Origin of the sequence: Fusobacterium sp., from assembly GCF_029258315.1 — a bacterium.
GTDB lineage: Bacteria > Fusobacteriota > Fusobacteriia > Fusobacteriales > Fusobacteriaceae > Fusobacterium_B.
On record NZ_JARHZE010000100.1, the window covers coordinates 1 to 6,888 of the forward strand.

General features: G+C 25.7%; 8 protein-coding genes. 6 read left to right on the forward strand and 2 right to left on the reverse strand.

Going from position 1 to position 6,888, the window contains the following annotated elements; all coding sequences use genetic code 11:
• A partial coding sequence (locus Q1J48_RS06985) for a sensor histidine kinase family protein (protein ID WP_498040973.1) occupies window positions 1-837 on the reverse strand: 837 nt, incomplete at its 3' end.
• On the reverse strand, window positions 834-1,517 hold the full coding sequence (locus Q1J48_RS06990; RefSeq protein ID WP_300328474.1) for a response regulator transcription factor: 684 nt from the start codon (window positions 1,515-1,517) through the stop codon (window positions 834-836). The genes Q1J48_RS06990 and Q1J48_RS06985, both read right to left, overlap by 4 nt.
• A gap of 131 nt (window positions 1,518-1,648) precedes the next feature.
• Between Q1J48_RS06990 and Q1J48_RS06995 the strand changes: the two genes are divergently transcribed.
• The 6 genes from Q1J48_RS06995 to Q1J48_RS08265 all read left to right on the forward strand — a co-directional run bounded on the left by Q1J48_RS06995 (window position 1,649) and on the right by Q1J48_RS08265 (window position 6,749).
• The gene (locus tag Q1J48_RS06995; protein ID WP_300328471.1) at window positions 1,649-2,371 is read left to right on the forward strand and encodes a glycosyltransferase family 2 protein; all 723 of its coding nucleotides are present in this window, start codon (window positions 1,649-1,651) and stop codon (window positions 2,369-2,371) included.
• Window positions 2,364-2,651, forward strand: a complete 288-nt coding sequence (locus tag Q1J48_RS07000) for a lipid-A-disaccharide synthase N-terminal domain-containing protein (RefSeq protein ID WP_300328469.1) — start codon at window positions 2,364-2,366, stop codon at window positions 2,649-2,651. Before Q1J48_RS06995 ends, Q1J48_RS07000 begins: the two co-directional genes overlap by 8 nt.
• Window positions 2,644-4,230, forward strand: a complete 1,587-nt coding sequence (locus Q1J48_RS07005) for an ArnT family glycosyltransferase (protein WP_300362225.1) — start codon at window positions 2,644-2,646, stop codon at window positions 4,228-4,230. The genes Q1J48_RS07000 and Q1J48_RS07005 overlap by 8 nt, the downstream gene beginning before the upstream one ends.
• A gap of 1 nt (window position 4,231) precedes the next feature.
• Window positions 4,232-5,278: a GDP-mannose 4,6-dehydratase gene (locus tag Q1J48_RS07010; RefSeq protein ID WP_300362228.1), complete on the forward strand. Its 1,047-nt coding sequence runs from the start codon at window positions 4,232-4,234 to the stop codon at window positions 5,276-5,278.
• Window positions 5,279-6,601, forward strand: a complete 1,323-nt coding sequence (locus Q1J48_RS07015; RefSeq protein WP_300362230.1) for a UDP-glucose dehydrogenase family protein — start codon at window positions 5,279-5,281, stop codon at window positions 6,599-6,601.
• Window positions 6,602-6,674: 73 nt separating this feature from the next.
• Complete coding sequence (locus Q1J48_RS08265; protein ID WP_367181840.1) at window positions 6,675-6,749, forward strand: multicopper oxidase domain-containing protein; 75 nt, start codon at window positions 6,675-6,677, stop codon at window positions 6,747-6,749.
• Window positions 6,750-6,888: the final 139 nt, after the last annotated feature.

Here is a 6,888-nt window from a genome sequence, read left to right on the forward strand (position 1 = left end):
ACATATAGAATCAATGGCTTCTGAGGAGATTTCTTTATTATTTATACCCCACCTTTTAATCAAATTGATATATCCATCTATTATAAAAATAGGAGTTTTTAATTCATGAGAAGCATTATTAACAAAAACAACAAGAGCATCAGATTGCTCTTTCAATCTTTTTAACATATTTTCATAGGAGATTATAACATTATTAAATTCAATGAAATTATTTTCAGACTCAAAATGATCATCGATATTATTAAGATCGATATTATTTGTTATCTCTTGCAAAGAATTAAGAGAAATAATAAACTTATTATAAAATTTTCTACTTATACATATGCTGATGAAAATAGTCGATAGTATAAGGAAGAAAGAAAGTATAATAATATTTAAAATAATAGTTCTATCGATAGTTAAATCTTTAATTATTAATAAATCAACTTCACCTATATTATTAATAATAGTCTTAATATCTAAAAAATCATATTTATAAAAGCCAATACTTTGAACAGAGTTAGAAAAATCATCTCTGTCTAAAATTTCTTTATATAGATCAGGAATATCATTTGGATAGAAAGAGTTGTTATGCTTAAATATTACTGTAACTCCATTAACTTTAGGAGCCTCTTCAAGAGCCCCATAAAATAACTCATCAAGACTATGGCCCTCAAAGAATTCCTCTTCAAATTCAAGCATTTCATATTTTAAAAAGCTGTGAACAGACAGAATATCTTCCCGAGAAACCTGTTTTATATAAAGAGTAAAGAAGGTTAATAATCCTAAAAAAGATATAGAAAAAATAAAAATAAGTAACCGATAAGTCTTAGTTAATTCTCTAGATAGTTTTCTCATTTCTCCTCCAATGTTAATTTAAACATATATCCAAATCCCCGTATAGAATGAAAATATTTTTTAGTTTTTTCATCTATTTTTTTTCTAAGAGAGTTTATATAAACATCTATAATTTTTCCATCTCCAGAATAATCAAACCCCCAAAGTTCTTCTATTATTTTTTCTCTTGAGATACAGATCTCTTTATTAATAATAAAAAATTCTAAAAGATTGTATTCTGTTTTAGTTAAATTTATTTCAATCTCATTTTTATAAAATCTTTTTGTTGTGAGATCCATTTTTAGATCATCATAAGATAAAATTTTATTTGATTTAAAATTATTTTTATTTCTAAGAGAAACTCTTATTCTTGCAAAAAGTTCTTCAATAGCAAAAGGTTTAGTGATATAGTCGTCAGCTCCCATATCCAAAAGTTCTACTTTATTAAATGTATCATCTTTAGCAGTTATAACTATAATAGGAATATCTGAAAAACTTCTAATTTTTTTACAAACTTCCTCTCCAGATAAAACAGGTAACATCAAATCTAAAAGAATAATATCATAATCAAATTTTTGAGCTTTTTCAATTGCTTTTCCTCCATCTTCACAAGGATCGATAAAATATCCTTCATGTTCAAGTTCAAGTTGTAAAACTCTTCTGATTTTTGGGTCATCTTCAATTAATAAAATTTTTTTCATTATACTCTCCTAAAATACTTTTTATATTTTAGACTAGAATAAAAAAAATTTGGTTAAAAAATTAAAATTTTTACTATTTTTTAATAATTCTTTTTTATAATTTTTTTAGAAAATTTTAGGAGGATAAAAAAATGACACGAATTTCAGTAGTAGCACCAATATTTAACGAGGAAGAAAATATTTTAAGATTTATAAAAAAAGTGGAAGATGTATTGAAAAAAGGTTTTAAATCTTATGAGATAGTTTTAGTTAATGATGGAAGTACAGATAAAAGTAAAGAGATATTAGATAGAGAGGCAGAAAAAAATGGTCATTTAAAAGTTTATCATTTTACAAAAAATAATGGACAGACAGCAGCTTTAGATGCAGGGTTTAAAAAATGTACTGGAGATTTAATTCTTATGATGGATTCAGATTTACAAACTGATCCCAATGATTTGTATGTTTTATTAAAATATATTGATAGATATGATATGGTCAATGGAAAAAGAATAACAAGAGAGGACGGAATTAAAAGAAAAATATCATCTTTTGTAGGGAACACTGTTAGAAATATTATAACAGGAGATGATATTCAAGACACAGGTTGCCCTTTAAAACTTTTTAAAAGAGAGGTTATTGAAAGTTTTTATTTATATGAGGGAATGCATAGATTTTTGCCAACTCTAGCTAGAATAAATGGATTTAAAGTAGTGGAGATACCAGTTCGTCACTATGATAGAGAGTTTGGAAAATCAAAATATGGAATTTTTAATAGATTATTTAAAGGATTAAAAGATGCCATAGCTGTTAGATGGATGAAACAAAGAAAATTAAGATATGAATTTGAAAAAGGAGATGGAATAGATGGCTAGTTTAGATTTTTTTATGGTTTTGGGATTTGTAGGACAATGTCTTTTTTCAATAAGATTTATACTTCAATGGATAGCCAGTGAAAAAGCTGGAAAAAGTATAATCCCATTTTCATTTTGGATATTTAGTTTAGGAGGAAGTAGCCTATTATTAGTCTATGCAATTTATAGAAAAGATCCTGTTTTTATCTTAGGACAAGCACCAAATGTTTTAATTTATTCAAGGAATATCTATCTTTTAAAAAAAGAAAAAGTAAATTTAGAGGGTGAAACCATTGAATAGACTTAATGAGAAAAAATATTTATTATCTTTATTTTTTATATCAGTGGTAAGTTTTTTTTCAAATATTTGTGTGAGGACAGCAGACTTAATGGAGGCTAGAAATTTTATAACAGCTAGAGAGATGGTTAAAAATGGAAATTATATAGTAACCACCTTAAATGGAAATTTAAGATTTGAAAAGCCACCTCTTCCAACTTGGTTAGTTGCGATGATGATGAAGATTACAAATAATTTTACAGATGAATGGATATTTAGAATACCAGTTGCTATTGTTGGAGTTATTTCTGTATTTTTTATCTATTATTTAGTAAAGTATTTAACAAAAAATATGGTACTAAGTTTTTTAGTAGGATTTGTTTACTCAACAACTTTTATGATTATCAAAGTTGGAAATGAAAGTACTTGGGATTTTTATACCTATGCTTTTGCTTTAGGTATGATAACTTTTCTAGTAAAGGGAATGGAAGGTGAAAAGATAAAAGATTTTATAATTTCAGGGGTATTTTTGTCTGGAAGTATATTGAGCAAGGGACCTGTTGGAATTTATGGACTTTTTATACCTTTTCTTATGGCACATATCTATATATTTGGAATTGAAAAATATAGAAAAAATTGGAAAAAAATAATCATTTTATTATTAATAGGAATTGGATTATCAAGTTTATGGCCTGTTATTATTTATTTAAAATACCATAATATATTTTTAGAAGTTTTAAAAAAAGAGGAATCAACTTGGATGAATTCCCATAAAAAATCTATTTTTTATTATTTGGATTATTTTATTTACAGTGGAATTTGGATATTTTTTACAATATCTATTTATATAAAAAATTGGAATGAAAAAATTAGTGATAATAAAAAGTATGCAAAATTTATATTTCTTTGGAATATTTTGGTATTGATAGGGATTTCTGTAATAAAAATGAAAAAGAAAAGATATGGGATACCTTTATTTATTACCTCAAGCTTAGGAGTAGGAAATATTTGTTACTATTTTTATACAACAACCATTGAGAGATTAAATAAAAAAGAAAAACTACTTATAAATATACAAAAAATTTTTATAGAAATAATCTTAGTAGGAAGTATTGGTTTTTGTATAGCATTATTTTTAAAAGAAAAAATTTCAATAATTTATTTTTTAGTGATGAGTATTCTATATTTATCTTTGTTAGTAAACTTTATTTTAAAATTAAAAAAAGCAGATATAACAAAAGAGATTGTAATTTGGAGTGGATTGATATTTTTAATTATTAATACAACATTAAATGGATTAATTAATAAAAATTTAATAGAAAAACATAGTTGTGGTAATGAATATAAAGATTTAAGGATCTTACATTATAATCCACCAAAAGAAGAGATATATTCTAAAAATTTTGGGATAGAGGACGTTTGGAGAATTGGTAAAAAAATAAATATTTATAAAGAAGGGATAGAATTGCCTAAGAATATTGTATTTTTTTCTGATCTACCAAAAGAGATAAAAGAAAAATATTTAGTTTTAAAAAAAGAAAAATATATAAATGAAGTAAATGAAATAGTAGAAATTTATTTTTTAGAAAAGAGAGGAGATTAAAATGAAAATATTAGTGACAGGGGGAGCTGGGTTTATAGGTTCTCATCTTTGTGAAAGATTACTAGAAGAGGGAAATAAAGTTATTTCCATTGACAACTTTGATGATTTTTATGATTTTAGAATAAAAATAAAAAATATTTTTGAAATTTTTAAAAAGAAAGATAAATATTCAGAATTCTTAGAAGAGATGGAGAAAAAAAGTTTAGATAAAAAAGAAATTTTAAGAGAGGTTGAAAAATTTTTTTATTGTGATTCATATAGAATTTATTATGAAGATATAAGAGATAGTGAAAGTATGGAAAAAATATTTCAAAAAGAAAGACCAGAACTTATTATTAATTTAGCTGGACTTGCAGGAGTAAGACCATCTATTGAAAGGGCAAAAGAATATATAGATGTAAATATTCAAGGTTTTATAAACCTTTTAGAGTTATGTAAAAAATACAATATAAAAAAAGTCATTCAAGCTTCATCTTCATCTGTTTATGGAAATAATAAAAAAGTTCCATTTGAAGAAAGCGATAATGTAGATTTCCAAATTTCTCCATATGCTGGAACAAAAAAATCTTGTGAGGTTTTAGGTTATATTTATCATCATTTATATAATATAGATATGATTCAATTAAGATTTTTCACAGTTTTTGGAGAACGTCAAAGACCAGATTTAGCAATTCATAAATTTATAAAGGCTATAAGGGAAGATAAAGAGATTCAAATGTATGGAGATGGATCAAGTGCTAGAGATTATACATATGTTGGAGATATTGTTCAAGGAATTGAAGGTTCTATAAATTATCTATTAAAAAATAAAGAAGTTTATGAAATTATAAACTTAGGAAATTCAAATACCATTTCTTTAAAAGAGATGATATCCACAATAGAAAAATTAATGGATAAAAAAGGAAATGTAAAAGAATATCCAAAACAAAGTGGAGATGTTGATATAACTTTTGCAAATATAAATAAGGCTAGAAGATTGATTAACTATGATCCTAAAACTGAATTTGAAGAGGGAGTAAGAAAATTTATCAAATGGAGTGAGATATAAATGAAAATAGGAGTTATAGGGACAGGATATGTAGGATTGGTTCAGGGAGTTGTTTTAGCAGATTTTGGTTCCAATGTAATTTGTATGGATATAAATGAGGAGAGAATAAAAGAGCTAGATGAAAATAAAATTCCTATTTTTGAACCAGGATTAAAAGAAATATTATTAAAAAATAAAAAAGCTAAGAGAATAGAATTCACAACGGATATTAAATATACAATAGAAAATTCAGAAGTTATTTTTATAGCTGTTGGAACTCCAGCCTCAGAAGATGGATCTGCTGATTTGCATTATGTTTTAAATGTAGCTAAGGAGATAGGAAAATATATTAATTGTTATAAGGTTATAGTTGATAAATCAACAGTTCCAGTTGGTACAGGAAAATTGGTTGAGAAAATAATAAAAGAGGAGATAGAAAAGAAAGAAAAAGATATAGAGTTTGATATTGTTTCAAACCCCGAATTTTTAAGAGAGGGAAAAGCTATTGGAGATTGCCAAAGACCAGATAGAGTTGTAATTGGATATAAAAATGAAAAGGCTAGAGAGATAATGAAAAAAGTTTACGATCCTCTATATATAAATGAAACTCCATTTTTATTTACAAATATTGAAACAGCTGAACTTATAAAATATGCTTCAAATTCATTCTTAGCTGTAAAAATCTCTTTTATAAATGAGATAGCTTTACTTGCAGAAAAAGTTGGAGCAAATACTCAAGAGATTGCAAGATCAATGGGAATGGATGGAAGAATATCACCAAAATTTTTACATTGTGGTCCTGGTTATGGTGGTTCTTGTTTTCCAAAAGATACAAAGGCAATCGTGGATATCGGAAAGAAAGTTGGAGAGGATATGTATGTTATAAAAGCAGCTATTGCAGCCAATGAAAAGCAGAAAAGAAAAGTTATTGAAAAAATAGTTGAGAAGATGAATGGGGTAAAAGATAAAACAATAGGAATTTTAGGATTGTCTTTTAAACCAGATACAGATGATATGAGAGATGCACCAAGTATCGATATTATTAGAGGACTTGTAAAACTTGGGGCTAAGATACACGCTTATTGTCCAGAAGGAATGAAAGAGGCAAAGTGGAGATTGTCAGATATAGAAAAAAATATAATTTATTGTAGTGATGAGTATACAATGTCTAATGATATAGATGCTCTTGTACTTGTAACAGAATGGAATGAATTTAGAGGACTGGATCTAAATAAGATAAAGGATAGAATGAGAAATAATTTTTATTTTGACCTTAGAAATGTTCATACAAAAGATAAAAATGTAAGGAATATATTTAAATATTTTCCGATTGGGCAAGAATAAAAAAATTTAATATATTGACTAGTAAAAGTGGGATATAATTTTTTCATAATAAAATAAAGAATAGAGGAAGAGAATAGTTGTATATCATTGCCATATTTTAGAGCACGAAGAGATGGGAATGATGGGTCAATTTTATATAGAAAAATAAAAAAATAGTAGTGAAAAGGACTGAAGAAAAATATTTTCTTCAGTTTTTTTATAAAAATTTATTGACAAACCTATTGAAAAGTGATACTATGAATTTGTTAGTTAGCACTCTTTAGTAATGAGTGCTAATATTCAGGAAG

Excerpts from the sequence above, each read along its gene's own strand:
- Q1J48_RS06990 (WP_300328474.1), bottom strand. The coding sequence starts at position 1,517 with ATGAAAAAAATTTTATTAATTGAAGATGACCCAAAAATCAGAAGAGTT.
- Q1J48_RS06995 (WP_300328471.1), top strand. The coding sequence starts at position 1,649 with ATGACACGAATTTCAGTAGTAGCACCAATATTTAACGAGGAAGAAAAT.
- Q1J48_RS07000 (WP_300328469.1), top strand. The coding sequence starts at position 2,364 with ATGGCTAGTTTAGATTTTTTTATGGTTTTGGGATTTGTAGGACAATGT.
- Q1J48_RS07010 (WP_300362228.1), top strand. The coding sequence starts at position 4,232 with ATGAAAATATTAGTGACAGGGGGAGCTGGGTTTATAGGTTCTCATCTT.
- Q1J48_RS07015 (WP_300362230.1), top strand. The coding sequence starts at position 5,279 with ATGAAAATAGGAGTTATAGGGACAGGATATGTAGGATTGGTTCAGGGA.